Below are 26,461 nucleotides of genomic sequence, written 5' to 3'. Positions count from 1 at the left end.
TGAACACTGAATTTGTACGCAATACTAGACATAGAAACTACCGGAGGCCAGTTTAATGAAGAAGGAATTACCGAAATCGCCATTTATAAATTTGATGGCCATGAAGTAATTGACCAGTTCATTAGCCTTGTCAACCCTGAAATTCCGATTCAGCCATTCGTGGTGAAATTAACCGGGATAAACAATGCTATGCTTCGTTCTGCCCCTAAATTCTTCGAGGTAGCCAAAAGAATTATCGAAATCACTTCGGATTGTATTATTGTAGCACACAACGCTTCTTTTGATTACCGGATCTTACGTACTGAATTCAGACGTTTGGGATATGATTTTGAAGCCAGAACACTCTGTACTGTTGAACTGGCCAAAAAATTAATTCCGGAGCAGCCTTCTTACAGTTTAGGAAAATTAGTCCGTGCACTTGGAATCCCTATGGCAGACAGACATCGCGCCAGTGGTGACGCTATGGCAACGACGAAGTTATTCAAAATGCTACTGGAAAAAGATTTAGAAAAAACCATCGTAAAAGATTTCATAAAACTGGAAGTTGAAAAAGGAATTGCCCCGAAATTCCTGGATCTTTTATCGCAAATGCCAACAAAAACCGGAGTTTATTACATTCATAATCAAAGTGGAACCCTAATTTATATCGGCAAAAGCCAAAACATCAAAAAAAGGGTCAATCAGCATTTTACAGGAATTACAACGAAAAGCAAAAAAATTCAGGCCGAAGTTTTCACAATTACTTACGATGAAACCGGAAGCGAATTAATTGCCCTGCTAAAGGAAAGCGAAGAAGTAAAAATAAACAGGCCGAGATACAATCGTTCCCAGCGAAAAACCATTTTCCCATATGCTTTATACACTGAAAAAGACAGCAATGGCTATCTGAATCTAAAACTGGAGAAAGCAGACGGCCGTAAAAAAGAAATCACCTCTTACGCCAGCTTACAGGAAGCCAAAAATGCTCTTTTCAAACATACCGCAAAATACCATTTATGCCAAAAACTAACCGGATTGTATGTTTCTAAAAAAGAGTGTTTTCAATATAAAATAAAAGAATGTGATGGCGCCTGCATTGGTGAAATAACTCCGGAAATATACAATGCCAGAGTACAGGAATTCATTTCTGAAAACAGTTTTGAGAACAAAAGCATGATTCTGATCGACAGAGGCAGAAACATAAATGAACGAAGTGCTGTCTTAATCGAAAACGGAATTTATAAAGGATATGCCTATTATGATTTGAATTATCAAATCACAAACATTGAAATCCTTAAAAACATTCTTATTCCGATGCAAAATAACAGAGATGTAAAAAATATCATCCAAAGTTATATCCGTAAAAGCAAATCGCTGAAAATTCTTCATTTTTAATACTTACAAACTTTACGTATCTTCGTAGGGATGACAAAAAACAAATCAAAATACGAGGTTTTCAGAGAAAAAATAAAAATCGTTCTTTACGGAACAAACACTATTTTAGGGCGTATGTTCGATTTAGTGCTTCTTGGATTAATACTCCTGAGTGTTATTCTGGTAATGCTCGATACCGTCGAAGGAATAAATCTCAAATACCATTCACAGCTGCTGATTTGCGAATGGGTGATTACTATTTTCTTTACAATTGAATATCTCCTTCGAATTCTCTCTATCCAAAAACCACTGAAATACGTCTTTAGTTTTTATGGAATTATCGACTTGCTGGCCATACTGCCTATGTATCTTTCGATTTTTTTTCCGGCAACCAATGTTCTGACCATCGTACGAGTTTTGCGTTTCTTCAGGCTTTTCAAAATTCTGCACATTCCACAAATTTCGCATCAGTCGTATCAATTAAAGGAAGCACTGCAAGCCAGTAAAGAAAAAATTCTGGTCTTTATCTATTTTGTTATGATTAGTGCCGTAATTATCGGCGCATTGATGTATGTCGTGGAAGGCAAAGAAAGTGGTTTTACAAGTATTCCCGCAGGTATTTACTGGGCCATTGTAACCCTTACAACCGTAGGTTACGGAGACATATCACCGGCAACGCCTTTAGGCCAGTTTTTAGCATCCTTGGTAATGATTATGGGATACGGAATTATAGCCGTTCCTACGGGAATTGTTACTGCCGAATTTGCAAAAAACAGCCTTCGAAACAATTCAGTCAGTACAAAAAATAGCTGTCGCAAATGCAATGCACAAGTACACTTTGACAGCGCAAAATATTGCCATGAATGCGGAACAGAATTACCAAAAAATAATTTATGAAGCCAATCCAGCTGTACACTGCAACTCCTCGTTATACTTGTTGTTTTTTAAAGGCATAAAAAGAGCTTCCGCCGGTCGCTCATTTATACCAAAAAAACAAACAATTATAACTCCGGGGTTTCCATTTCCATCTGGGCTAAAAAAATATGAAATACTTAATTACCATTGTCGGACCAACAGCTATAGGCAAAACTGCCTTAAGTATTGCTCTGGCACAACATTTTAAATGCGAAATTGTTTCGTGTGACAGCCGTCAGTTTTTTAAAGAAATGACCATCGGCACAGCAGTTCCGAATCAGGAAGAATTACAAGCTGCCCAACACCATTTTATTCAGAACAAATCAATATTCGAAAATTATACCGTTGGCGATTACGAAAAAGAGGCTTTAGCGAAAATTGAAACTCTTTTTCAAACGAATGATTATGTCATTCTTATCGGAGGTTCAGGTTTATATGTTGATGCTATTTTAAAAGGTTTTGACGAGTTTCCTGAAATCAATCCGGAAGTTCGTTCCGAAGTAAATTCAAATTACGAAAAACTCGGAATAAACTACCTACAGGAAAAACTCAAGGAATTAGATCCCGAATATTATCAAAAAATCACGTTAGAAAATCCGCAAACTTTACAAAACCCGCAACGAATGATGCGTTTTACAGAAGTCTGTATTGGAACCGGAAAGCCTTATTCTTCTTTTCTGAATCAAAAGAAAAACAACCGCAACTTCACTCCTGTTTTAATTGGTTTAGATGCTGAAAGGCAAGTTATTTACAACAGAATTAATCAACGGGTTGATATAATGATGGACCACGGTTTACTCGAGGAAGCAAAAAGATTATACCCTGATAAAGCGTTAAATGCACTCCAGACGGTAGGTTACAGAGAATTATTTAGTTATTTTGATGGCGAATTTACATTACCTTTTGCTATAGAAGAAATCAAAAAAAACACCAGAAGATTTTCAAAAAGACAATTAACCTGGTTCAAACGAAACGAAAACACCAAATGGTTTGATTACGCCACAGACAGAAAACAAATTATAGCATACGTAGAAACGTTCCTAAAGTAAAAATAAAAATCTATGCTCTATGCTCTTTATTCTATTCTTTAAATCAAATCTAAAATCAACAATTTAAAATTACAAAATGCCAATATCTCCAAATTTCACATCCGTTTTAAGCAAAGACTGGGAAATTAATTTTACGCAATGCACACCAAACGGTTATTTAAAATATACCGATTTGTGTAACCTTTTACAACTAACGGCTGCCGCACATTCAGAGGTGGGAGGAATTAGTTTCGCCGATATGCAGGAATTTAATCAGGCCTGGGTTTTAAGCAGAATGCGTGTAGAAGTAAGCGCTTTGCCTAAATGGCAGGATATTGTAACGGTAAAAACATGGATCAACAGTCTTGAGAACTCGCGATCTGTTCGTGCGCTTGAAATGTATGTAAATGGAAAAAAGATTATTGGAAGCGAAACATTCTGGGCCGTATTCAATACCAAAGCGCGTCGTCCTGAAGCTTTAGCGCTGCCTTACGAACATTTTGAGCTTTTCCCGGAGAATAGGGCTACAACAGAAGGTTTTTCAAAAATAAATGTCAATCCGGAAAAAGAGTCTGTTTTTGAAAAAACAGTTTATTTATCAGATCTGGATATTGTGAATCATGCCAACAATGTAAAATACCTGGAATGGTGTCTGGACCACGTTGATCCCAAAAAAATACTAAGTCAGAAAATTGCCAGTTTTGAAATGAATTTCATGAAGGAGTTATCCCTAAATGATGCTGTGATCATTCATGAGAGTGAAACTGAAACTGATTCTACTTTTAGCATAACCAAAGAAGACAAAACATGTTTCGCTTTACAGCTTAACTGGAAATAAATCATATACCAGAAAATTGAATTCATAAAAAAAGCTCTGATGTCTCAGAGCTTTTACTTTTTATCAGGTGAATTATTATTCAGCAATTTTGCTTTTTACCACTAATCTGAAACCTTCTCCGTGAATGTTTAAGATCTCTACATCTTCATCAGATTTTAGATATTTTCTCAATTTAGCGATGTAAACGTCCATACTTCTTGAAGTAAAGTAGTTGTCATCTCTCCAGATTTTAGTCAATGCTAATTCTCTTGGCATTAAATCATTTTCATGAAGAATCAACATTTTAAGCAATTCATTTTCTTTTGGAGATAATTTTATTGCTTCATCGTTTTCAAAAGTTAAAAACCTAAGTTTAGAATTTAAATGGAATTTTCCGATGTTAAATTCAAACTGTACTTGTTCTGCTTTTGTATCGGCAGATTTTCTCTGAATAATTGCTTTGATTTTCATTAATAACACTTCTGAATCAAAAGGTTTATTCAAATAATCATCAGCTCCGGCTTTATAACCTTTTAACACATCCTCTTTCATTGATTTTGCTGTTAAAAATATAATAGGCACTTCACTGTTCTTTTCTCTAATTTCTTTGGCTAAAGTATAACCATCTTTATAAGGCATCATTACGTCAAGAATACATAAATCATACACATCCTTCTTGAATTTCTCGAAACCTTCCATACCGTTTTTAGCTAAAGTAACTTCAAAGTCATTTAACATTAGATAATCTTTAAGAACTGCCCCGAAATTAAGGTCATCTTCTACTAAAAGTATTCTTTTGTTATTATTTTCCATATTTTAATTTATTAATGGTATTTTTATTATAAAGGTGCTACCTTTTCCTTTTTCGCTTTCAACATATACTTGACCATTATGGTCTTCTACTATTCTTTTTACGTAAGCAAGCCCCAAACCATGTCCTTTTACATTATGCAAATCTCCGGTATGTTCCCTGTAAAATTTCTCAAAAACTCTTTTCTGGGCTACCTTACTCATACCTAGCCCGTTGTCTTTTACTTTTATCAGAATCATGTCTTTAACATTTTCTGTAAAAATTTCAATTTCAGGAATATCCGGCGAATATTTTATGGCATTTTCTAAAATATTAACCAATACGTTTGTAAAATGCACTTCATTAATAAGACAGGTTGTTCTTGCAGCATTAAAATGCTTTACCACAGTTCCCTGCCTGTCTTCTAAAATTAAATTTACGTGCTCAATTGCATCATCAATTATATCATGAATTACAGTAGGTTCTTTTGTAATATCTAATTCTTTTTTTTCTAATTTAGAAATCCGAAGAACGTTTTCCACCTGGGCATGCATCCTTTTATTTTCATCTCTTATCATTTGAAGATAGCGAAAAACTTTCTCTTTATCTTCAATAATTTTAGGATTTTTAATGGCATCAAGTGCTAAATTTATGGTCGCAATTGGAGTTTTAAACTCGTGCGTCATATTATTTATAAAATCTGTTTTAATCTCAGAAATATGCTTTTGACGTAATAATTGATTCAACGCACTGGTGTAGGCAACTATTATAATTAATGTAAAAATTATAGACAGTATTGTAATACTTAACAATTCAGACAACAAAAATTTCTTTTTGTGAGGGAAAGTTATAAATAACTCATATTTACTATTTCCTTCGTTATCTGTATATATTGGCACATGATAGCTTGCATCTTTATCATAATGAAAACCATCCGATTTTACTTTTGTCGCAAGACCGCTGTTAAGTACACCGTACTCAAACTTGGTTTTTACACCATATTCTTCTAATTCTTTCTTTAAAAGTTTTTGCAGCTTGTCTTTTGTAATCCTTCCTTCTATAGGCGTCAGCGAAGCAATATCTTTATACTGAATTTGCTGCTGTACTTTATTTAAAATATCTAAACTACCTGATTTTTCAATTCTTAAATCCGGAATAATACTTTGTCCTAAATTATTATTATCGATTCCGATGTTGTTATTATAAACTTCAGTTACTCTTTTTGAACTAAAATTTTTAAATCTTTCGCTACTAAACTTTTTATTAAATAGTGAACCGTTTATATCGTAATCTTCAGATGTAAGTGTATTAGAATATACAATAGTTTTATTTGTTTTTGTATTTCTCTGAACATAGAGAACTTCTAATAGATCTTCTTTTTTTGGAGTTTTACCGGTACTGTCTTTTATACGATTGTATTTATCATAAAAACTATACTCTTCCTGTTGCTCTAATTTATCAGCAACATTTCCAATTACCTGAGTTACGTGGTATTTAAACTGCTCATCATTATTTTTAAATGAAGAGTTGAACCAATATACCTGAACCAGAATTATCCCTATTAAGGACAGACTCATGAGCAAAACAAGTATTCTAAAAAATAATTTATTCATCGCAACAAAATTAATATTTTAACAATATACTAAATAATACATTAACCAAATATTAACATTTAAGACCGATTTTGTTTTATATTTAAAATTTTAAGAATTTTAACAACTTCTTCTTTAGCTTTTTTAAGATTATCGTTATTTATTACAAAATTGCTTCCGGAAATACGTTTTTCATCATTCCATTGCATTTTCATACGGTTTAAAACCTGCTCTCTTGTGGTATTATCACGCTTTAAAACTCTTTCAATTCTTACTTCTTCCGGAGCAGTGACCGTTATGACAAGATCACATTCTTTATAACGCCCGCTTTCAAACAAAATTGCGGCTTCGTAGATTATATACTGGCAGTTTTCATGTTTCAATAACCATGCCTCGAAATCTTCTTTAACAGCCGGATGAACTATAGCATTTAACTCGTTTAATTTATCTTTATCTTTAAATACGATCTCAGCCAGTTTAGCCCTGTCTAAAATATTATTTTCGAAAATTACTTCTCCAAAAGTTTTTTTTATTTCTTTTATAATATTCTCCGACTGCATGACTCTTTTGGCACCGTCATCAGCGATGTAAACAGGAACTCCCATTTCCTCAAAATAATGGGCGATGGTTGTTTTACCACTTCCAATTCCACCTGTTAAACCAATAACTTTTGTCATATTATACTTTAAAAAACATACGGGGAAAAGCTTCTTGCGGTTTTTTCTTTAAAAGAATAATTTTTACAAAAGATTCCAAAAACCCGGTTCCATACCCATAAAACTGTTTCCAGACTGCTACTACTGAAAGTGCTCCAATTTTGACACTTTTATTCTGAACGCTGGATGTAAGAAAAATTACACCGAAATATACAAAATATAATTGTAAAAAAAGATCAATATTAAATATTAACAATAAAAAAGCTATTAATAACCCCAAGATAAAGAAAGTAGGAAAGAAAAAAGTGATTTTACTATGTTCCGGATACCAACTATTTAAAATAGGTCTTGCAATTCCGAATTTATGAACCTGAATGGAAAATTTACCCCAGTCTATACGACGTTTATGATACACGAATGCTTCCGGAAACAATCTGGTTTCAAAACCTAAATTCCATAAACGGATGGACAGATCCGGATCTTCTCCCGGATGAATATTTCCAAAACCTTTTGACATTTCAAAAGCTTTCTTTGAAATCCCCATATTAAAACTGCGCGGCTGAAATTTATTGATTTTTTCAGAACCGCCGCGGATACCGCCGGTTGTAAGAAATGAAGTCATGGCAAAGTTGATCGCTTTCTGAATATCTGAAAAGCTTTTGAGTGCCTTATCAGGCCCCCCAAAACAATCTACATAATTGGCATTTAATTCTTTTCGGACTTCAGTCAGATAATTGGACGGAATAATACAATCCGAATCAAAAATGATAAAATAATCCCCCCTCGCTTTTTGCATTCCAAAATTTCTTGAGGCTCCCGGTCCTGAATTTTCTTTGAAATAATAGGAAATATTCAGCTTTCCCTGGTACGTCATCACCACATCTTTGCATGGTATTGAAGAACCATCTTCTATAAGAACAATTTCAAAAGCTTCATTATAATCAGATTGGGTCAAACTTTCTAAAAGTTCATCAACTTCATCTGGTCGATTATACACGGGTATAATTAAAGAAAAAATCATAATGGAATATGAGGTATTAAAGTAGTAATTATTTAAACGGAAAAATTTTAACAAAGATATGGTATATTCACAAAAAAACCATCAACTTTTGGCTGATGGTTTTTATTTATGGTAATCTCTAATTTATTTTATACTTTCAATTTCAACTACTTCATTTGCTTCTGCTTTGTAGTCCACTCCTGCAAATTCAAATCCGAATAAATTCAAGAAATCATTTCTGTATCCTGCTAAATCTCCGATTCCCGGTAAAGATTCGGTAGTGGCTTCCTGCCAAAGCTTCGCTACCTTAGCCTGAACATCTTCGCGCATTTCCCAGTCATCAATTCTGATTCTTCCTTTATCATCTACGGGAACTTCTGATCCATTGTACAATCTGTCCTGAAACAAACGCTGGATTTGTTCAATACAGCCTTCGTGAATTCCTTCTTCTTTCATGATTTTGTACAAAAGAGAAATATATAACGGAATAACCGGAATTGCAGAACTTGCCTGGGTAACCAAAGCTTTATTCACGGATACATATGCTTTTCCGCCTACTGATTTTAAACTGTCTGTGATAGAAAATGCCGTAGCTTCCAAATCATCTTTTGCACGGCCAATTGTTCCTTTACGGTAAACTGCCTCTGTCAATGAAGGCCCGATATAAGAATACGCCACTGTTGTAGCTCCTTCTGCTAATAAATTCTCCTCTTTTAAAGCATCCATCCACATCGCCCAGTCTTCACCCCCCATTACTGCGACAGTATTGGTGATATCTTCGTCATTAGCCGGCGCGATAGAAACTTCCGTAACGTTTCCGGTATGAAAATCAACTGTCTTGTTTGTAAAAGTCTGTCCGATTGGTTTCAAAACAGAACGGTGTGTTACTCCTGTTACAGGGTGTAAACGCACTGGTGATGCTAAACTGTAAATGACAAGATCAACCTGCCCTAAGTCTGCTTTTATTAAATCTAACGTTTGTCTTTTTATTTCGTTTGAAAAAGCATCTCCGTTGATACTTTTTGCATACAAACCTGCTTTATGAGCTTCAGTTTCAAAAGCTGCAGAATTGTACCATCCCGGTGAAGCTGTTTTTCCTTCCACCGGCGGTTTTTCAAAAAATACTCCTATTGTCGCAGCATCGGATCCAAAAGCACTCGTAATTCTTGAAGCCAGTCCGAAACCTGTTGAAGCACCAATAACCAGTACTTTTTTTGCTCCGGCGATCGGACCTTTTGATTTTATATATTCTATTTGATTTTTTACGTTTTGCTCGCATCCTTTTGGGTGAGACGTCAAACAAATAAATCCTCTCATTCTAGGTTCTATAATCATCTTGCAATTATTTTTATTGTATTAATTCAGTTTCAGTTTTAATTTTTCAAAAATAGACATTTTATCTTTAACCCTTTTCATGTTAGCGTTCATATTGTCTATAAAGTTTGGGTTTAAGGCATTTTTCTTCGCTAGTTTATAATAATTATAAGCTGCGGTGTACTCATTTTCATACTCCGCCATTCTTCCCAATTCGCTGTTGTAGGTCGAATAATCAAAGTTTTCAAGATTTTGCATGGTATTTTTGATATGCTCTTTTGCTTCTGCATAACGGCCAATATCTATGAGCAAATACGTATAGTTGATGTACGGCGGTGGATATTTCGGCTCAAATTTCATCGCCAGTTTATAGTGATAAATCCCTCTATCATGGTTACTTAGCTTATTATAATAAATCCATCCCAAATGGTTATGAGCTTTGCCAAAGTCGGGATATTGAGCCAGTATTTCCTCCAGCAGTTCTTTTCCGTCAGCTATATTTCCGTCAGATATTAGGGAATCTGCTTTAATAAATTGATTTTCGTAAAAACTCAGGCTTTCCATCTTTAAACGTATTCTTAATTTAATAATTCTTTTGCATGATTTAATGCCGAATCCGAAATGTTGGCACCGGAAAGCATCTGCGCAATTTCTGTCACTCTTTCTTCCTGGCTTAATAGTTTCAATTCTGATTGTGTATCCTCATCAACCGTAGATTTGAACACCTTGAAATGAGAGTCGCCTTTCGCGGCAATTTGCGGTAAATGCGTAATGGCAAATATCTGCATGGTAGCACTCATTTCTTTCATAATTTCTCCCATTCTAATGGCAATTTCACCTGAAACCCCGGTATCAATTTCATCAAAAATTAAAGTCGGTAATTTGGAGTATTTTGCCAATATTGCTTTTACAGCCAGCATAATACGGGACATCTCTCCTCCGGAAGCCACTTTCTTGAGCAATCCGAAGTCAGTTCCTTTATTGGCTGAAAACAAAAACTGCAATTCGTCTTTTCCGTTTTGAAAATACGTTTCAGACGGCAGCAATTCCATATTGAAACGAACATTTGGCATGCCTAAGGTTTCCAGGATCGAAACTAACTGATTGGATAAAACCGGAATAGCCTTTTCCCTATTTTGATGAATAGTTGCCGAAAAAGCAGCCAATTCCTGTGTTTTTTGTTCTATTGACTGCGACAAAACCGCAATTTCTTCTTCGATATTTCCTAATTCGACCACTGCACTTTCCAAATTGGCCTGAATTTGAAGCAAGTCTTCTACAGAAGTTACCTGATGTTTCTTCTGAAGGTTATAAATTAACTGCAATTTCTGATTCGTCAGTTCTAACTTTTCAGGATCGTTTAATAATTTTTCCGAAGCATTTTGCAATTCTTTAGAAACATCATCTACTTCTATGGCCACACTTGTAATTCTTTCGAATAAACTCTGATATTCGGGCGAAAAAAGAGCGATTTTTTGCAATGAGGCTTTAATTTCATTCAGATTGTGAAAAACGCCAAATTGTTCTTCATTCGTAATCACCAGAGATTTATCAATTGCTTCTTTTATAATTTCAACATTATTCAGCTTCTCAAAATCAGCTTCCAGTTCTTCCTGTTCTCCGGGTTTCAGTTTTGCTGCCACCAGTTCATTCAACAGAAAAGTATTGTATTCCTGTTCTTTACCTGAATCACTTTGTTTTTTCAGTAAGGCATTCAGCTTTGATTTTTCTGATTTATACGTTTTTAGAAGTTTCTGATAGGAACTTATACTATCTGAATTGTTGGCAATTGCATCAATTATTTTAAACTGAACACTTTCATCTGAAAGTTCCTGAGTCTGCTGCTGTGAATGAATATCAATCAAAAACAAACTCAAATCCTGCAGTTCCTGAAGGTTTACGGGACTGTCATTAATAAAGGCACGTGATTTTCCCGAAGGTAAAATTTCGCGTCTGATAATTGTTTCATCTTCATAATCGAGGTCATTTGCTTCGAAAAATTCTTTTAAATTGTATTTCGAAATTTCAAATTGTGCCTCGATAACGCATTTTTCTTCTTTATTTTTCAATGAAGTCAGGTCGGCTCTTTTTCCTAAAACCATACCTAATGCGCCTAAAATTATAGATTTACCAGCACCTGTTTCACCTGTAATTATAGAAAAACCTTTTGAAAAATCAATAGCAAGCTTTTCAATCAGAGCGTAATTTTTAATTGACAGTGAAGTAATCATAAGAAAAATATATAAATATAAAAGTTAATGAAGGAGGCAAAATCTAAAATCAATTAAAATTTGATTTGCGACCATTTTGTAGAATTCAATGGGGAAACTTTATTTAAAACATCTGTTAAATCCGTAACAGGAATACTTGGTCCACCTGAAAAAACAGAGACAATTTCGTCTGATTTAGCATCAAAAAATATCCGTGTTAAAAAAGCATTTGGCTTCACCGAATTTAATTTACCTATAAGCAGTATTGAAGATTTGATCTTTTCTTTGGCAGCTTTCAGATCCTGACTCATATTGTCTAAACCGGAATGGTACAAAAACATGGTTTGTCTTAAATCGCTGTAGGTTGGCGAAAGCATATCGTTGATTAAAAAGTAACGGTTCTGAACTCCGTCTGCCTGGCTCCATCCTTTGAAACCACCCTGCTGCGCCACATTTGCGATGTTTTGGGCTGTTTCAAGATACGAGCTTCCTCCACCCATTTGAAAGGTATCTGCATCTATTCCTAAAATCATATAGCTGTAAAAGGAAACTACCGAGACTAAATTAGAATCAAAAGTAGTCGGATTGAACAATAGTGGCTCATATTCCGTATACCTGAAGCTAAAGTCTTTATCGTTATAATTGAAAATTGGAGAGGAATAGGTCGAATTATAGATCAGTCTTGATGCCTGAACCTGAATGGTTCCCGAAAACTGATCTGAACTGTTGGACGATAAAGTAATATACATCGAACAATTGATGCGCTCGTTTTGTTTCAGGACGGAACCCGTCCAGTCGGTTTTATTTACAAATTCTGACAAGGAGGTCTGAAGCGTTTTAAAAACCTGCTGATTTGGATTGGGAAGTCTGTCCGTATTTATAGTTACCGTACAATTTAGCTGTTGTGCCTGCGTAAAGCCAAAGATTAAAAATACTAATAAAGTAACTATTTTATTATTCATACGAAGATACTATTTGCGTTTAGCGAAAGATGATTCCGCTATTTTTTTAATTCAGTGTCTGGCTTGAAATCACCTTTACTTTATGAAAAATGTGAAATCACCTTATTCAAAATATCGGTTGCTACTGATTCTTTTGATTTCAGTTCCATTGGTTCGATTTTAAAATCCTTATCGATAAAAGTCACTTTATTGGTTTCTTTTTTAAAACCGGCCCCTTCATCCTGTAAGGAATTTAAAACAATCAAATCTAAGTTTTTTTTCTGAATTTTCAACTTCGCATTCTCAATTTCATTTTCAGTTTCTAATGCAAACCCAATTAAAAATTGCTTTTTTTTGCTATTTCCCAACGACAATAAAATGTCTTTTGTTTTTTCGAGTTCGATCGAAAACTCATCCGGAGCTTTTTTGATTTTCTGCAAAGCTACCGTTTTAGGCTTATAATCAGCTACTGCTGCTGCTGCAACCGCAACATCAACATCATTATAGTACAAATGACAGGCATCATACATTTCCTGAGCAGATACTACGTTTATAACCTGAATTGCTGTATTTTTCGCCTTGAAATGCGTTGGTCCGGATACCAAAACAACACTTGCCCCTAAATCTGCTGCTGCATTTGCGATATCAAAACCCATTTTTCCTGAGGAATGATTTCCTATAAAACGCACAGGATCTATAGCTTCGTATGTTGGCCCGGCAGTAATTAGTATTTTTTTTCCTTTTAAAGGTAATTTAGCTTCTAAATCAGCTTCCAGAAATGCGATTATATTTTCGGGTTCTGCCATTCTTCCTTCACCTGAAAGTCCACTTGCCAATTCACCGCTTTCTGCCGGAATCATGATATTCCCAAATTGTTTTAAGGCTGTAAAACTTGAAATGGTGGAAGGATGTTTGTACATATCCAGATCCATTGCCGGAGCAAAGTAAACAGGACATTTGGCCGATAAATAAGTAGCAATTAAAAGGTTATCGCAATTGCCGGTTGTCATCTTGGATAACGTATTGGCAGTTGCTGGAGCAATCAGCATTATATCAGCCCAAAGCGCTAATTCAACGTGATTGTTCCAAACGGCATCTTCATCATCCTGATTAAAGAAACTGGAATGTACCGGATTTTTTGATAAGGTAGATAACGTAAGTGGCGTTACAAAATCCTTAGAAGCAGGTGTCATTATCACCTGGACATGTGCACCTGCTTTTATAAAAAGTCGTACTAATGATGCTGTTTTATACGCTGCAATTCCACCAGAAACTCCCAGTAAAATTTTCTTTCCGTTTAAAACTGACATTATACTATATTATTTGTTTGAACCTCTGTGGTATGTTTTACCATCTAACCACTCCTGAACGGCTAAAGCGTGTGGCTTTGGTAATTTTTCGTAAAATTTAGAAACTTCAATTTGTTCTTTATTTTCAAAAACTTCTTCAAGACTGTCATTATAAGTAGCAAACTCTTCTAATTTCTCCGTTAATTCTTTTTTGATTTCAGAATTGATCTGATTTGCTCTTTTAGCCATAATGGTAATTGCCTCATACACATTTCCTGTTGGCTCTTCAATAACTGTTTTATTGTAAGTTATTGTATTTACAGGAGCATTCGTCTTTTTTAAATCCATGACTTTATTTTATTTAGTAAATTTTTGTAAATCAGTTTCCACTCTGGCGTTCATTTCGTCAGCTTGTACTTTGTATTTTGTATCGCTTTTAAACTTAATTAAGTTACTGTAAGCTACTTTGGCAACATTTAAACGATCCTGCATTTTTGAAGGAACGCTGTTTATGGCCAGTTTGTATGCAGAATCATATTTATAGAACAACGCATCTTCTTTAAAAGGCGTTCCGGGAAAATCAGCAATAAAATTATCAAAAGCGACTAATGCTGATTTATAATCTGAAATCGTGTTGTATCCTTTGGCATTTTCGTAAGCTTTTTTCTCCAGCTTGCCATTTAGAATTTTCACTGCATCGTTTGCCTGAGTGATGTATTCTGAATTTGGGTAATTATCAATAAAAGCCTGCAATTTTTCAAGTGCTTTTACAGTATCTGTCTGATCTAAGCTGTAAACAGGAGATAATTTAGAATAGCTAAAGGCCCCGAGAAAAGCAGCTTCCTGAACTTTTTCACTTCGCGGATAACCCGAAACGAAACTTTCGAACTGATAACCTGCCAAATAATATTGTTTTGTTTTATAATAGGACTGAGAAAACATATAAAATAATTTTTCAGCCTGAGGTTTACCTCTATAGGTAGGGGCTAATTGCTCAAAAAGACGGATGGCTTTTGAATATTTACCAGCCTCATACATCTTTGTTGCTATTTCAAATTTTGCCGCAACATCTTCATTTTTCAATGCTTTTTGGTAATCACTACAAGAACAAAAAAGGACAACAACAATTAATAGAGATACTATTTTTTTCATTTTATTACTTTTATTATGATTTCTTAGACAATTGTGCCAAAGCAAAATCACACCGAAGTTCCGGTGGCAAATTTAGTTATTAATTTAGCTACTACAAAATATTTTTTTGGTATAATAAAATACCGTTAATCCTGCTCTACTTTAATGCTTTTTTTAACAAATTCATTCAATCTTCCTGCCAGTGCATCATCAACTGACACTAACGGTAAACGCACTGTGTTTTCAGCAATACCAAGGGCTTTGAATACTTGCTTGATTCCGGCAGGATTTCCCTGCTCAAAAATCATATCAATACAATCTGACAGAAAGTATTGCGTTTTAAAAGCTTCACTTACTTTTTTATTCAGTCCTAAACGGATCATTTCTGAAAATTCTTTCGGAAAACCTTGTCCAATTACAGAAATCACCCCTGCTCCGCCAGCCAAAACTATAGGCAAGGCAATCATATCATCACCTGAAATTACAAGGAAATCTTTCGGTGCATTTTTGATCAGCTGAAAAGCCTGAACAATATCTCCCGCAGCTTCTTTTATCGCCACGATATTATCAAAATCATTTGCCAGACGAATTACGGTTGCAGGCAGCATATTGCTTGATGTTCTTCCCGGTACATTATATAAGATAACCGGTAACGGAGAAGCTTCGGAAACCGCCTTAAAATGCTGGTAAATCCCTTCCTGGGTTGGTTTGTTATAATATGGTGAAACAGAAAGAATGGCATCAAAGGCAGAAAAATCCCTGGTTTTCAATTCCTCAACAACCTGCATGGTATTATTACCGCCCACACCTAGTACCAAAGGCAATCTTCCCTTGTTAATATCAATTACTGCATTTATAACCAATTCTTTTTCGGCTTGTGTTAAGGTCGCATTTTCTGCTGTTGTGCCCATAACGACAAGATATTCAACTCCTCCATCAATCGAAAAATTAACTATTCGCTGTAATGCTTCAAAATCAATTGAGAAATCTTTTTTAAATGGAGTTACAAGAGCAACGCCAGTACCTATTAATGATTGCATATTCTAATTTATATTTTATTTGATATTTTTTAAATACTTAAACAATTCGAAAACGAAGAGTTTGTAATTTTCCATAGTGGTTTCTATCATCCATCGGTTTAATTTTTTATCGACGGCTGCAAAACCAACTTTAAACTTCGCTTCTGATTTACTTGTTACCATCATCAAAATTGCTTTTTCGATATCATAATAACTAATCATAAGGTCAAATTCTGCTGCTATAAATTCATTTAGAAAATCTACCGTAATATTCCCGTCCCAACTGATGTCTTTTTTACCAAAAGTGGGTCTTGAGTACGCTGTTTTTTTCTTCAATTTATCTCTGTACACCACAATTTTTATATCCTCCGGATTGATTCCATTCGATATTAATTCTCTGATTAACTCTTTCGAATGACGAAATTTGCTTTCATCAACCAGTAAACCAATTGTTTGTACTTTACTTGTAAAGACTTCGTTTTTGACATTATGCAAGTTATTTTTTAATGATTTTTTTACAAAAAATTCCTTTATATAATTTAAAAACATAGTATTTTTACCAGATTACAAAATTAATTATTTAAGTCGCATTTAAGATGGTAAAACTAAAAAAGTATAACGGATTTTTAAAACTTTTTGTTATATTCTTAACACTTTTTTTTATAACTTCTTGCAGTACCAAAAACTACAATTTAACGAAGATAGAAGGTAAACTACTGCCTGTAACCGAAAAAGCTGCCGAGACCCCGGCAATAGAAAGCTTTATTGCACCGTATCGAAATCATATTAATAAGGATTTGGACAGTGTTTTGGCTTATTGTCCTGAAACACTTGACAAAAGCAGCGGAAAATGGCAGACGACTATTGGAAATCTGATGGCTGATGTTTGTGTAGAAAGAGGAAATCTGGTTTTTAAAGCGCGTGAGAAAAAAAGCATTGACCTGTGTTTATTGAATCATGGCGGTATCAGGGCTATTTTACCAAAAGGAAATGTGACCAGCAGAACTGCATTTGAAATTATGCCTTTTGAAAACAGCATGGTTGTAATGGCTTTAAAAGGGGAGCAGATTTTAGAAATGTGTTCTTATATTATTAAAGCACAAAAAGCGCAGCCATTATCCGGGATGACTTTTACAATTGCCAAAGACAAGACTGCAAAAAACATCCTGATTCAGGGAAAACCTCTTGACCTATCTGCTGTTTATTATGTAGCCACGAATGATTATTTAGCAAATGGCGGAGACAGTATGGCTTTTTTCGCAAAAAGTGTTAAGAAATATGATCTGAATTATAAACTAAGGGACGTATTGATTGATTATTTTAAAGAAGTTGATACCATTCCGGTGCCAAGAGACATCCGAATTACGGAAGAATAATATTAAGTTTGCCGCGAATTTCACGAATTTTCACTAATTTTTTAAGAGTGAATATTTAAAAAAATGAATAGAAAATAAAATCCGGCAACCGTGCTTGTGAAAAGTTTAACTGCTCCGGGTGGCTATCGGGATAAAAGATTAAAATCAATGCAAATCTTTTTAATCTGTGGCAAAAAAAATCACAATACAGAACAATAAGTTGCCACAAATTTGACGGATTTACACCAATCCTAGTTTTTGTAAAAAATACTAATTCGCGGAAATTCGTGAAATTCGTGGCAAAAAAAAACATTACAAATAAAATATCGTTTCAGTAAAAAATATAAAAAATGAAAAGAAGAGAATTTATCGAGAAAACAGCTGCCAGTACTGCTTTATTAAGCTTAGGCCTTTCATTAAGCAGTTTTGAAACTAACGATATTAAACACTTAACGATTTTACACACCAACGATGTTCACAGCCATATTGACCCTTTTCCGGCTGATGATCCGCGTAATGCAAACAAAGGTGGTGTATCCCGCAGAGCGGCTCTTATTGAAACGATCCGTAAAGAAAATCCAAACGTACTTTTATTAGATGCAGGTGATATTTTTCAGGGAACTCCGTACTTTAATTATTACGGTGGTGAACTTGAATTTAAATTGATGAGCATGATGAAATATGATGCCTCAACGATAGGAAATCATGATTTCGATAATGGTCTTGATGGTTTATACGCTCAGATGCCCCATGCTACTTTTGAATTTATAAATTCGAATTACGACTTTAAAAATACGGTAATGGACGGACTTGTTAAACCGTATAAAATTTTTCATAAAAACGGAATCAAAGTAGGTGTTTTTGGTCTTGGAATTGAACTTGCCGGTCTGGTAGACAAACAAATGTACAAAGAAACCGTTTACAACAATCCTGTGGAAATTGCGCAGGACATGACGCAATTACTGAAAAAAACAGAAAAATGTGACCTGGTTATCTGTCTTTCGCATTTAGGGTACAACTACAAAGATGATGCGTCTAAAATCTGTGATTTGAAATTAGCGGAATTAACTCAGGATATTGATTTGATTATTGGCGGACATACGCACACTTTTTTAGACAAACCAACTATCGTAAAGAACAAAGCGGGAGAAAATGTTTTAGTAAATCAGGTAGGATGCTACGGAATTAACTTAGGCCGTATTGATTTTTATTTTGATAAAGACAAAGCACATACCAATCAGGGGAAATCGATTATTGTATAATAATTCTTTTCGCGGTTTTAGTCTTTTCAAGGAAATATTCCGCCATAAAATAGTACGCCAGAATTTGGGTGATGTCACGAATCAGTACGAGGACTACTGAAAAGGAAAAATATTCATTGAAGATATAAAATATGTCTGAAAATATATAACTTATTGCCATTAAAGACATTAATAAGGTAATATGGGTTCCTTTTGTAATGTAACTTACGAATGAAAAATAGCTTAAAACACTCAGTACAATTCCGTAAAAAGTATAAATAAAATTAAGCTTTTTTATGCTCTCTGACTGCAGGCTTAATACCGAAACCAGCAAGTATACTATAAAAATAACTACTATAGATACAGGCAAAATATCTTTTCGCCTAAGTTTTATTCTTTCATGGTTTACTATAAAAAAACGAAGCAGTAACATGTAGACCACCAGAAAACTAAGTACTGCACCGATTTTAGAGACTTCCACTTCCATCAGATCAAATACCTGACCCACGAAGCAGAACAAAAAAATGAAAGCTTCCGTTTTTCCAATTTTGTAATTATTGCTAATCAAAAAGTAGAAAAAAATTGCGGGAAGCACAATCGCTTTAGCGTATACTGCCAAAAAATCCTGTTCTGTCCAATCAAAAATTATGGTACAGAGTAATGCCAGAAAAAACAGGATTAACGACGGTTTATTCGCTTTCATTTAGTTTCGTTATAAAATCTTCTTCAGACAGTATCGGAATATTTAATTTATTTGCTTTTTCTAATTTGGCTGGTCCCATGTTATCTCCTGCCACTACAAAATCTGTTTTGGCAGAAATGGAGCTTCCGACCTTTCCTCCGTTATCTTCGATGGTTTTCTTTAATTCATCTCTTGAAAACTGGGCAAAAACACCTGAAACTACAAATGTTTTTCCGATGAATTTTTCTGTTGCATTTGGGTTTATTTTTTCAACAATTTCAAATTGAACACCATAACTTTTTAAGCGTTCTATGATTTTTTGATTTTCTTCATTTTCGAAAAATTCAATCACACTTCTGGCAATACGTTCGCCTATTTCATCTACCAGAATTAATTCCATCAGGGAAGCCTTACTTAGCGCGGTAATATTTTTATAATGTTTGGCTAATTTTTTGGCTACTGTTTCCCCCACAAAACGGATTCCAAGTGCAAACAAGACACTTTCGAACGGAATTTCTGTTGACTTTTGAACGCCGTTTACCAGATTCTCTGCCGATTTTTTTGCCATTCTTTCTAAATGCAAAATATCTTCTACTTTCAATTCGTATAAGTCGGCATAGTTATGAACCAATCCGTTTTTGAAAAGAAGCGCCACTGTTTCGCCTCCAAGGCCTTCAATGTCCATTGCTTTTCGGGAAATATAATGTTGGATTCTTCCGATAATCTGTGGCGGACAGCCGTAGAAATTAGGGCAATAATGATTGGCTTCACCCGCATTTCTTACCAGTTCGGTATGGCATTCCGGGCAATGTGTAATGTAAGTGGTTCTTTCTGAGTTTTCGGGACGTTTTTCTAAATCTACAGCTATAATCTTCGGAATAATTTCTCCGCCTTTTTCGACAAAAACGGTATCATTTATTCTGATATCTAATTTTTCTATCTGATCTGCATTGTGCAAGGAAGCCCTTTTTACAATCGTTCCGGCGAGTTGTACTGCTTTTAAATTTGCCACAGGCGTAATGGCACCTGTACGGCCCACCTGATATGAAATTGATTGTAATTGTGTAGAAACCTGTTCCGACTTGAACTTATAAGCCATTGCCCAACGAGGCGATTTTGCCGTATAGCCCAACTCTTCCTGATGCTGAATACTATTTACTTTGATTACTACACCATCTGTTTCATAAGGTAAATTATGACGATGTACATCCCAATAATCGATAAAGTCGAAAACTTCCTGTAAATCATGGACGAGTTTTGCTTCGTTTGGAACTTTAAACCCCCATTTTCTGGCAGATTCCAATCCTTCAAACTGAGACGCAAATGGCAAATTATTACCCGTTACAAAATACAACAAACACTCTAAAGGGCGTCTGGCTACTTCTGCACTGTCTTGTAATTTTAAACTTCCTGAGGCTGTATTTCTTGGATTTGAATAAGGTGTTTCCCCAATTTCAATTAGTTCCTGATTCATTTTTTCGAAACCGGCGTAAGGCAGAATAATTTCTCCGCGAATATCAAATCTGGAAGGGTAATTTCCTTTTAATTGTAACGGCACTGATTTTATGGTTTTGATATTATTGGTCACATCATCTCCCTGAAAACCATCTCCGCGCGTTAAAGCCTGTGCTAATTTTCCATTTTCATAGGTGATGCTTATGGAAGCTCCATCATATTTTAATTCACAGGTATATTGCAAATCTACATTTCCAAGTACTTTCTGAATTCGGTTCTGCCAATCTTCCAGATCATTTTTTGAATAGGAATTATCGAGCGAATACATGCGGTATTGATGTGCTATCGTTTTAAAATTCTTGGTAATCGTACCTCCTACTCTCTGGGTTGGAGAATTTTCATCAAAAAATTCCGGATTTTTATTTTCCAAATCCTGAAGCTCTTTTAACTTAACATCAAAATCATAATCTGAAATTGTAGCATTGTCAAGTACGTAGTAATTGTAATTGTGCTGGTTAAGTTCCTCTCGTAAAGCCTGAATTGTTTCTTGAATACTCATAAAATAGTAAAATGATGCGGATTGTAATTTTGAATAACTGTAAATTCAAAATTAGGATTATTTTCGTTGAAAAACATAAAAATACAAAAGTTTTAAAAATCAAAAATCAAGTTGCAAAAAAATGCAACTTGATTTCCTTTTTGTCCACTATTCTTTAAAAAAGAATGAATCAAAACCAACTTCCAAATGGTTTTTACGTTCTATACTTTTACACTGGCCGAAGCCAATCCGGACTTAAATATAGAGTTACTTTTGAATGATGATGAAATCTGAACGTCTGTTGAGCAGGTGCTCTTCTTCGGTACATTTCACACCATTTTTACATTTATTAATCAACCGGGTTTCGCCATACCCTATCGCACTCTCAATTCTTGAAGCATCAATTCCCTGGGAAATAATATAATCACGGGTCGATTTAGCCCTGTTATCAGATAGTTTCAGGTTGTAAGCGTCCTTCCCGCGAGAATCGGTATGTGATTCAATTTTGATTCTGATGTTCGGAAATTTCTGCATGATAAAAACTACTTTTGTCAGTTCCTCTATTGCCAAAGGCGTAATATCATACTTGTCATAATCAAAATAGATAGGATTAACATCGACTTTTTCGACTCCTTTTTTCTTCACTACTAAATCATCATAATTGCTGAGTTCAAAATTGATATCTTTAACTTCGCCTTCGTTATCATCTCCTGTCTGGACTGTTTTTTCGTCATTACTGTAGTTCTGCTTTGCCGCCAGCAGTTTAACCACTTTTCCGCAGGGCACTACAACTGCATATTTACCCTCATAATTGGTCTTTGTTTCAGTAAGAACATCATTATAAGAATTGTATGCCATCACTACCACATCAGTAAGCGGCAATTTGGTTTTTCTGTCTATGGCTATACCTGAAATATTCTGATTACAGACCGGTTTTCCTTTCGTAAAAGAATAAATATCATCATCGCCTTTTCCCTCTGCCCTGTTGGACGAAACATAACCAAAAGTATCCGCTTTGTCGATTACAAAAGAGAAATCATCTTTGTTGCTGTTGATTGGCGCTCCTAAATTACGTGGTACAGAAAAAGTTCCATCTGCCAGGAATTTACTTTCGTAAACATCTAAATCCCCTAATCCGTAATGCCCATCTGAAGAAAAATAGAGCATTCCGTTGCTGAAAAAAGGAAAAAGATCATTTCCCAGGGTATTAATTTTTGGACCGAGGTTTACGGGGGAACTCATCGTACCGTCATCTGCAATTTTCACATAATACAAATCGGTTTCACCATATCCTCCGGGCATATCTGAGGCAAAGAAAAGCCAGCGTCCGTCATCACTTAAAGAGGGATGTCCGACAGAATACTTATCACTGTCAAAGAAAACTTTTTCCGGATTTTCTAATTTGTTATTTACAATTGATCCTTTAACAATCTGAAAGTTATTGGTTTTTGTCTCATCTACAACCAGTTTATTTTTCTTGACGATATTGGTCGAATAATAAATCGTTTTTCCCTGAGCATCAAAAGTAGCCGTTGCTTCATGATATTTTGTCATTACATTTGGTATAAACAAAACTTCGTTGAACAAACTTCCATCTGCCGGATTGCGCTCTGCTACATAGAGGTTTAGAAAAGGCTGATTGTTCCAGGTGTATAATTTTTCACTAAATTTTGTAGTATCCCTTGAGGAGGTAAACACAATTTTATCCTGAAAAAAAGTAGCCCCAAAATCAGATTTACTGGTATTGATATCAAGATTTTTTATATTATAGAGCGATTTCGCTTTAGAGAGACTGTCAAGTTGTTTCTTTTGTGCGGCATATCTGTTAATTTCATTCTGATCTCCTTTTTTATCCAGATATTCTTTGATCACTCTGTTGGCTTCATCGTAATCCATCACTCCTTTTAAGGACTGAATGTAGCGCAGATAGTAAATGTCTGTCAGATTATTGCCTTGTGCTTCATATAATTTTTTGTACCATTTCAGCGCATTTCTGGCATCTGAAATAAAATAATACGAATCGGCTGCATTCTTTAGTGTCTGTGTGGACGGATTCTTTATGTTTTGTAAAATTTCTTCGTAAGCTTTAGAAGCATCTACATACGAATAGTTTTTAAACAACGCATCTGCCTTTTTTAAATTAGTCTGAGCAAAACCAATCGTAAAACTCAGAACTAAACTTAGGATATATATTTTTTTCATAGAGTTTGTTTTTAGAAGAATCGAGGAGATTTGATTTTGCTTTGGCCTTTATTAAACTGATAGCGCAGAATGATTTCATGTGAACCATCATTATACTTGTTCAATTCACTAACAGTGTAGTCAAAAGCGTATCCGATATAAAAGCTTTTTGATATCTGGAATCCGGCCAGTATGCTTACAGAATCATCTGTTCTGTAAGCACCGCCAATGACAAATGTTTCGGCAATCATGAAATTGGCGGAAACATCAGCGGTAAGCGGAGCTCCACTAACTGCTTTTACCAAAAATGCCGGTTTAAATTTCAAATTCGGACTCAAATCAAATACATAACCTCCCATTAAATAATAATGTAAACGATCATAATCTATAGATTCCTGAACATCATCATAATAATTATTCTCAATAAAACTAGGAACTGAAACTCCCAAATACCATTTATCGGTATAGTAATAAATACCTGCCCCGACGGCCAGTTTCATCTGATTGTTAATATTCTGATTTAACAGATTATCTGTATTATCATAATATTTTCCTTTGGACCAGTCTATATTCAGCATTCTCATACCGGCTTTTAATCCAAAGGCCAGTCTTTTTTCATACCCGAGAGCTATTGAGTAAGCAAAATTTCCATCAACATACAATTCGTCCGATGGTCCGATTTTGTCATTAACAATACTCAGACCCAATCCGATTTTTTCATTTCGAAGTGGTGCATGAATCGAAAAGGACTGGGTTTCCGGCGCGCCATCAATTCCAACCCATTGGGAACGGTACAAAAGCGCTGCTTCCAATGCTCCGGTAGATCCTGCATAAGCAGGATTTACCGACATTGTATTATACATATACTGCGTGTATTCCGGGTCTTGTTGCGCAGAAGCGCAAAACGTGATAAAAGAACATATTAAAATGAAATACGTTTCTAATGATTTTATATATAGTTTCATAACGATACTTATTTAGTTTAATTAATTAGATAAGAGTATTAATGGACTATCTCATTATAGATAACCATCCTTTTTTAACCGTTCCATCTCCGGTGTCTATCACATAAAAATAAGTACCTGTAGGCAACATATCTCCTCTATTAATAACTCCCGATACATTCGCAGTTCCATCCCAGTCGTTTTCATATTTCTTTTTGCTGTATACTAACGCACCGTATCTGTTGAATACTTTTAGTTCATTATTTGGGTGTGTTTCAATACAATCAATTCTGAAAAGATCGTTTTGTCCGTCATTATTTGGAGTAAACTCATTGTAGACTGTCAGACAAATTGGCTCAACAAAAGCCGTAGCCGAATTATTTGTAGGGTCCACATCTAAAGGAGTGGAAATCTCGATTGTTGCTACATTGTTATAGTTACCATTTGGCAATACCAAAAGTTTCACTTCTAAGGTTTCACTTTCTCCGCCGCTTAAAGTTGGAATTGTCCAGACCTGAGTGGCAGGATCATAAACTCCGGCAGATGTGGTAAAGGATACCAAACTGTATCCGCTAGGGATTAATTCACTTACAAGTATATTTTTGATGGTCCCTTCTCCAACATTGTTTACGGTTATTGTAAAGACAACCTCATCTCCAAAATTCGGATTTGGATTACTAACTGTATTTGTAATCGTCAGATCTGAACATGTGGCTACTGTAACGTTTAATGATTTCGTTGTAGTTTCGTCACAAGTATTCACATAAGTCACGCTCACTGTTCCCGGACCAACATCAGACCACGAAACGGTTACAGAATCATCTGATGTTCCGCCTCCGGTAAGAATAGTTCCATTTGAAATAGTCCACACGTAATTTGATTTTCCATTTCCAATAGAATAGGTAACTCCCTGGAATACACATGGTGTATCATCACTAGTTGTAATTTGTACAAGAGCGTCATTGGCAAATTGCACTGTTATTCCTAAACGTGACGTATTAACACATCCATTGGTTGTATTATTAAGCGGAACAGCATAATATGTCGTAGCGGTAAGCGGCGTGTTTGCAGCCAGAGGTGTGCCTCCTGTTGCAGAAGAATAGTAAACCACATTTGGTTCATTTACCACTATATCTTCAATTGTTGGAGTATCTGATAAACAAAACGTTTGCGTTGTTCTAGGAGTCGTCACTATTCCCGGTGTATTTACATTTACGACAACTATTAATCGTATCGGATTCTCACAACCCACATTACTTGCAATGGCACCGTAATAGGTCCCTGTTATCAAAGCTGTTGTTGCCGGAATTGCAGTACCACCTGTTGAAGTGCTGTACCAAACTACATTAGGTTCATTTACCTGAATATTAGCAATTGTTGGTGCATTTACCGAACAGAAGTTTTGAGTCGCTGAATTTGTAGTTGGAGTTGCTGTAGTGTTTTCGATTGTAACAGTTACCTGTAATCTTGTCACACTTTCGCATCCAGTCGCCGGATTTGATATAGCACCATAATAGATACCATTTGCTAATGGTGTCGTTGAAGCTATTACTGCACCACCGGTAGGAGTGCTGTACCAAACTACATTTGGTTCATTAACCTGGATATTAGCCACTGTTGGTGCCGCTGTTATACAGAAACTTTGTGTATCGTCTGTAGTGGTTGGCGTCGCAGGATTGGTTACGGAAATGGTAACCAATAGACGAACTGAGCTTTCACATCCTGTTACCGCATCTAATAAAGCAGCGTAATAAGTACCACTTGTCAAGGCTGTTGTGGCCGGAATTGCTGTTCCGCCTGTCGCTGCACTGTACCAAACCACATTAGGTTCATTGGTCTGAATGCTTGCAAAAGTTGGTGCGTTTACCAGACAGAAATCTTGTGTTGTATCTGTAGTCGTTGGAGTCGCAGGATCGGTTACGGAAATCGTAACGGCCAATCTTATGGAACTTTCACATCCTGTGGCAGCATCCAATAAAGCAGCGTAATAAACTCCGCTTGTCAAGGCTG

At 35.3% G+C, this 26,461-nt stretch carries 24 protein-coding genes; 6 read left to right on the top strand and 18 right to left on the bottom strand.

Translation table 11 applies throughout. From position 1 onward, the window contains the following. Window positions 1–12 precede the first annotated feature (12 nt). The 4 genes from GJU43_RS06415 to GJU43_RS06400 all read left to right on the top strand — a co-directional run bounded on the left by GJU43_RS06415 (window position 13) and on the right by GJU43_RS06400 (window position 4,134). Complete coding sequence (locus GJU43_RS06415; RefSeq protein ID WP_154339962.1) at window positions 13–1,374, top strand: exonuclease domain-containing protein; 1,362 nt, start codon at window positions 13–15, stop codon at window positions 1,372–1,374. A 30-nt stretch (window positions 1,375–1,404) separates the two neighbouring features. Continuing rightward, window positions 1,405–2,250, top strand: coding sequence for an ion transporter (locus GJU43_RS06410; protein ID WP_154339961.1), 846 nt, complete (start codon window positions 1,405–1,407; stop codon window positions 2,248–2,250). A gap of 146 nt (window positions 2,251–2,396) precedes the next feature. Further along, window positions 2,397–3,317 (top strand): tRNA (adenosine(37)-N6)-dimethylallyltransferase MiaA, encoded by a 921-nt coding sequence (gene miaA / locus GJU43_RS06405; RefSeq protein WP_154339960.1) that lies wholly within the window; start codon window positions 2,397–2,399, stop codon window positions 3,315–3,317. Between the two features lie 76 nt (window positions 3,318–3,393). Beyond that, window positions 3,394–4,134 carry an acyl-[acyl-carrier-protein] thioesterase gene (locus GJU43_RS06400; RefSeq protein ID WP_154339959.1) on the top strand — a complete coding sequence of 247 codons (741 nt, stop codon included), beginning with the start codon at window positions 3,394–3,396 and terminating at the stop codon, window positions 4,132–4,134. A gap of 75 nt (window positions 4,135–4,209) precedes the next feature. On the opposite strand, the gene GJU43_RS06395 is transcribed toward GJU43_RS06400, so the two are convergent. The 13 genes from GJU43_RS06395 to GJU43_RS06335 all read right to left on the bottom strand — a co-directional run bounded on the left by GJU43_RS06395 (window position 4,210) and on the right by GJU43_RS06335 (window position 16,550). Next, on the bottom strand, window positions 4,210–4,926 hold the full coding sequence (locus tag GJU43_RS06395; protein ID WP_127337492.1) for a response regulator transcription factor: 717 nt from the start codon (window positions 4,924–4,926) through the stop codon (window positions 4,210–4,212). Window positions 4,927–4,929: 3 nt separating this feature from the next. After that, window positions 4,930–6,516, bottom strand: coding sequence for a sensor histidine kinase KdpD (locus tag GJU43_RS06390; RefSeq protein ID WP_154339958.1), 1,587 nt, complete (start codon window positions 6,514–6,516; stop codon window positions 4,930–4,932). Between the two features lie 59 nt (window positions 6,517–6,575). Beyond that, window positions 6,576–7,172 (bottom strand): dephospho-CoA kinase, encoded by a 597-nt coding sequence (gene coaE, locus GJU43_RS06385; protein WP_154339957.1) that lies wholly within the window; start codon window positions 7,170–7,172, stop codon window positions 6,576–6,578. A gap of 1 nt (window position 7,173) precedes the next feature. After that, the gene (locus GJU43_RS06380; protein ID WP_154339956.1) at window positions 7,174–8,172 is read right to left on the bottom strand and encodes a glycosyltransferase family 2 protein; all 999 of its coding nucleotides are present in this window, start codon (window positions 8,170–8,172) and stop codon (window positions 7,174–7,176) included. 123 nt (window positions 8,173–8,295) lie between these two features. After that, entirely contained in the window at window positions 8,296–9,486 is a 1,191-nt protein-coding gene (gene fabV, locus GJU43_RS06375) for an enoyl-ACP reductase FabV (protein ID WP_154339955.1), read from the bottom strand. A gap of 21 nt (window positions 9,487–9,507) precedes the next feature. Further along, complete coding sequence (locus GJU43_RS06370; RefSeq protein WP_154339954.1) at window positions 9,508–10,029, bottom strand: hypothetical protein; 522 nt, start codon at window positions 10,027–10,029, stop codon at window positions 9,508–9,510. Window positions 10,030–10,043: 14 nt separating this feature from the next. Then, window positions 10,044–11,696, bottom strand: a complete 1,653-nt coding sequence (gene recN / locus GJU43_RS06365; RefSeq protein ID WP_154339953.1) for a DNA repair protein RecN — start codon at window positions 11,694–11,696, stop codon at window positions 10,044–10,046. A gap of 53 nt (window positions 11,697–11,749) precedes the next feature. After that, window positions 11,750–12,637 carry a DUF4835 family protein gene (locus GJU43_RS06360; protein ID WP_154339952.1) on the bottom strand — a complete coding sequence of 296 codons (888 nt, stop codon included), beginning with the start codon at window positions 12,635–12,637 and terminating at the stop codon, window positions 11,750–11,752. A gap of 80 nt (window positions 12,638–12,717) precedes the next feature. Next, window positions 12,718–13,926 carry a bifunctional phosphopantothenoylcysteine decarboxylase/phosphopantothenate--cysteine ligase CoaBC gene (gene coaBC / locus GJU43_RS06355; protein WP_154339951.1) on the bottom strand — a complete coding sequence of 403 codons (1,209 nt, stop codon included), beginning with the start codon at window positions 13,924–13,926 and terminating at the stop codon, window positions 12,718–12,720. Between the two features lie 9 nt (window positions 13,927–13,935). Continuing rightward, window positions 13,936–14,253: a DNA-directed RNA polymerase subunit omega gene (locus tag GJU43_RS06350; protein ID WP_007807938.1), complete on the bottom strand. Its 318-nt coding sequence runs from the start codon at window positions 14,251–14,253 to the stop codon at window positions 13,936–13,938. A gap of 9 nt (window positions 14,254–14,262) precedes the next feature. Then, the gene (locus GJU43_RS06345) at window positions 14,263–15,057 is read right to left on the bottom strand and encodes an outer membrane protein assembly factor BamD (RefSeq protein ID WP_154339950.1); all 795 of its coding nucleotides are present in this window, start codon (window positions 15,055–15,057) and stop codon (window positions 14,263–14,265) included. Between the two features lie 125 nt (window positions 15,058–15,182). Beyond that, window positions 15,183–16,076 carry a 4-hydroxy-tetrahydrodipicolinate synthase gene (gene dapA / locus GJU43_RS06340; protein ID WP_154339949.1) on the bottom strand — a complete coding sequence of 298 codons (894 nt, stop codon included), beginning with the start codon at window positions 16,074–16,076 and terminating at the stop codon, window positions 15,183–15,185. 15 nt (window positions 16,077–16,091) lie between these two features. Further along, window positions 16,092–16,550 carry a hypothetical protein gene (locus GJU43_RS06335; protein ID WP_370455515.1) on the bottom strand — a complete coding sequence of 153 codons (459 nt, stop codon included), beginning with the start codon at window positions 16,548–16,550 and terminating at the stop codon, window positions 16,092–16,094. A gap of 101 nt (window positions 16,551–16,651) precedes the next feature. Here GJU43_RS06335 and GJU43_RS06330 point away from each other — a divergent pair, with 101 nt between their 5' ends. Both GJU43_RS06330 and GJU43_RS06325 read left to right on the top strand, forming a co-directional pair. Further along, window positions 16,652–17,431, top strand: coding sequence for a 5'-nucleotidase C-terminal domain-containing protein (locus GJU43_RS06330; RefSeq protein WP_154339947.1), 780 nt, complete (start codon window positions 16,652–16,654; stop codon window positions 17,429–17,431). Between the two features lie 329 nt (window positions 17,432–17,760). Next, window positions 17,761–18,672, top strand: a complete 912-nt coding sequence (locus GJU43_RS06325; protein ID WP_154339946.1) for a bifunctional UDP-sugar hydrolase/5'-nucleotidase — start codon at window positions 17,761–17,763, stop codon at window positions 18,670–18,672. On the opposite strand, the gene GJU43_RS06320 is transcribed toward GJU43_RS06325, so the two are convergent. From GJU43_RS06320 to GJU43_RS06300, 5 genes are all read right to left on the bottom strand, one after another. After that, window positions 18,662–19,354, bottom strand: coding sequence for a lysoplasmalogenase family protein (locus tag GJU43_RS06320; RefSeq protein ID WP_154339945.1), 693 nt, complete (start codon window positions 19,352–19,354; stop codon window positions 18,662–18,664). The two genes, GJU43_RS06325 and GJU43_RS06320, sit on opposite strands and share 11 nt — an antisense overlap. Beyond that, a complete protein-coding gene (gene ligA, locus GJU43_RS06315; RefSeq protein WP_154339944.1) occupies window positions 19,341–21,347 on the bottom strand; it encodes an NAD-dependent DNA ligase LigA in 2,007 nt (668 codons plus the stop codon). Before ligA ends, GJU43_RS06320 begins: the two co-directional genes overlap by 14 nt. Before the next feature lie 246 nt (window positions 21,348–21,593). Next, window positions 21,594–23,528, bottom strand: a complete 1,935-nt coding sequence (locus GJU43_RS06310; protein ID WP_154339943.1) for an OmpA family protein — start codon at window positions 23,526–23,528, stop codon at window positions 21,594–21,596. A gap of 11 nt (window positions 23,529–23,539) precedes the next feature. Further along, a complete protein-coding gene (locus GJU43_RS06305) occupies window positions 23,540–24,472 on the bottom strand; it encodes a type IX secretion system membrane protein PorP/SprF (RefSeq protein ID WP_154339942.1) in 933 nt (310 codons plus the stop codon). 46 nt (window positions 24,473–24,518) lie between these two features. Then, on the bottom strand, window positions 24,519–26,461 hold a 1,943-nt coding region (locus GJU43_RS06300; RefSeq protein WP_154339941.1), incomplete at its 5' end, for a gliding motility-associated C-terminal domain-containing protein.

This window comes from Flavobacterium sp. LC2016-23 (assembly GCF_009674775.1).
Classification (GTDB): Bacteria; Bacteroidota; Bacteroidia; order Flavobacteriales; family Flavobacteriaceae; genus Flavobacterium.
The sequence above is the reverse complement of the archived record's forward strand: the minus strand, read 5'-3'. Positions and strand labels throughout refer to the sequence as shown.

Bases quoted from the DNA above. Each gene is read 5' to 3' on its own strand.
- GJU43_RS06410 (WP_154339961.1), top strand. From the start codon at position 1,405: ATGACAAAAAACAAATCAAAATACGAGGTTTTCAGAGAAAAAATAAAA.
- miaA (WP_154339960.1), top strand. From the start codon at position 2,397: ATGAAATACTTAATTACCATTGTCGGACCAACAGCTATAGGCAAAACT.
- GJU43_RS06400 (WP_154339959.1), top strand. From the start codon at position 3,394: ATGCCAATATCTCCAAATTTCACATCCGTTTTAAGCAAAGACTGGGAA.
- GJU43_RS06395 (WP_127337492.1), bottom strand. From the start codon at position 4,926: ATGGAAAATAATAACAAAAGAATACTTTTAGTAGAAGATGACCTTAAT.
- GJU43_RS06390 (WP_154339958.1), bottom strand. From the start codon at position 6,516: ATGAATAAATTATTTTTTAGAATACTTGTTTTGCTCATGAGTCTGTCC.
- coaE (WP_154339957.1), bottom strand. From the start codon at position 7,172: ATGACAAAAGTTATTGGTTTAACAGGTGGAATTGGAAGTGGTAAAACA.
- GJU43_RS06380 (WP_154339956.1), bottom strand. From the start codon at position 8,172: ATGATTTTTTCTTTAATTATACCCGTGTATAATCGACCAGATGAAGTT.
- fabV (WP_154339955.1), bottom strand. From the start codon at position 9,486: ATGATTATAGAACCTAGAATGAGAGGATTTATTTGTTTGACGTCTCAC.
- GJU43_RS06370 (WP_154339954.1), bottom strand. From the start codon at position 10,029: ATGGAAAGCCTGAGTTTTTACGAAAATCAATTTATTAAAGCAGATTCC.
- recN (WP_154339953.1), bottom strand. From the start codon at position 11,696: ATGATTACTTCACTGTCAATTAAAAATTACGCTCTGATTGAAAAGCTT.
- GJU43_RS06360 (WP_154339952.1), bottom strand. From the start codon at position 12,637: ATGAATAATAAAATAGTTACTTTATTAGTATTTTTAATCTTTGGCTTT.
- coaBC (WP_154339951.1), bottom strand. From the start codon at position 13,926: ATGTCAGTTTTAAACGGAAAGAAAATTTTACTGGGAGTTTCTGGTGGA.
- GJU43_RS06350 (WP_007807938.1), bottom strand. From the start codon at position 14,253: ATGGATTTAAAAAAGACGAATGCTCCTGTAAATACAATAACTTACAAT.
- GJU43_RS06345 (WP_154339950.1), bottom strand. From the start codon at position 15,057: ATGAAAAAAATAGTATCTCTATTAATTGTTGTTGTCCTTTTTTGTTCT.
- dapA (WP_154339949.1), bottom strand. From the start codon at position 16,076: ATGCAATCATTAATAGGTACTGGCGTTGCTCTTGTAACTCCATTTAAA.
- GJU43_RS06330 (WP_154339947.1), top strand. From the start codon at position 16,652: ATGGTAAAACTAAAAAAGTATAACGGATTTTTAAAACTTTTTGTTATA.
- GJU43_RS06325 (WP_154339946.1), top strand. From the start codon at position 17,761: ATGAAAAGAAGAGAATTTATCGAGAAAACAGCTGCCAGTACTGCTTTA.
- GJU43_RS06320 (WP_154339945.1), bottom strand. From the start codon at position 19,354: ATGAAAGCGAATAAACCGTCGTTAATCCTGTTTTTTCTGGCATTACTC.
- ligA (WP_154339944.1), bottom strand. From the start codon at position 21,347: ATGAGTATTCAAGAAACAATTCAGGCTTTACGAGAGGAACTTAACCAG.
- GJU43_RS06310 (WP_154339943.1), bottom strand. From the start codon at position 23,528: ATGAAAAAAATATATATCCTAAGTTTAGTTCTGAGTTTTACGATTGGT.
- GJU43_RS06305 (WP_154339942.1), bottom strand. From the start codon at position 24,472: ATGAAACTATATATAAAATCATTAGAAACGTATTTCATTTTAATATGT.